At 68.0% G+C, this 774-nt stretch carries 2 protein-coding genes; both read right to left on the bottom strand.

The genetic code is table 11. The annotated features are described in order from the left end of the window. On the bottom strand, positions 1 to 437 hold a 437-nt coding region (locus PGX04_RS22280), incomplete at its 3' end, for an Sjogren's syndrome/scleroderma autoantigen 1 family protein (RefSeq protein WP_273740501.1). Between the two features lie 71 nt (positions 438 to 508). After that, positions 509 to 774 (bottom strand): SLOG cluster 4 domain-containing protein (locus PGX04_RS22285; RefSeq protein ID WP_465263834.1); only part of this gene is annotated, 266 nt, incomplete at its 5' end.

A 774-nucleotide genomic window follows, 5' to 3' on the forward strand; every position in this document is an offset into this window, starting at 1 on the left:
TCGGCCGCACGGCCAGCCTCGGACTCGGCAGCGTCGACCGCGTCCGCGGTCGTGCCGTCGGAACCCGCAGAACGGTCGCGACTGTCGTCGGCCGGTTGTTCCGTCGCAGGCTGCCCTGCAGCGGACTGTCCCGTAGTGGGCTGCTCCGCAGTCGACTGTTCCGTCGCGGGCTGTCCCGCAGTCGGTTGTTCGTCGGTCGATTGCGCCTCGAGACCTGTCCCCTCGACGGCGTCGGGATTGCCGTGACAGCTGGGACAGAACGTGGTGCCCTCGTGCTGGAAAAGCGGGTCCCCGCAGGTGCCACAGTGGGCGTTGGTCATCGTCGCGCCCTTGAGCAGTAGGTCGCTCATCCGCTGGGTCGCCTCGCGCTCCGCTTTGTCCCGCTCGTACTTCTCTCGAAGCTTCTCGCGCTCGGCTTCCTTGTCGAAGTCGCTCATATCCGTCGAGACGTGTCCGAGCGTCGAAAAAGCTGCGACACCCGACAGTCAGTGCAGCGCGACGGGTCCGATCACCGCTCGACAGCGGCTTCGACGGCATCGACCGCCGCTTCCGGGGTTTCAGCGGTTTCGAGGTCGATCTCGAGCGGGGGGAGCTCGTGCGTCTCGAGACCGACGACGGGGCGATCGTAAATGCCGGCGAAGCCGATCTCCGAGAGCGTGCCGACGCCGCCGGCCAGTGCGATGACCGCGTCCCCGTTCAGCGGGACGAGGGCGTTTCTGGCGTGGCCGAGCCCGGTGGCGATCGGCACGTCGACGTACTCGTTGGCCCGGCTGC

Source organism: Natrinema soli, from assembly GCF_028618695.1.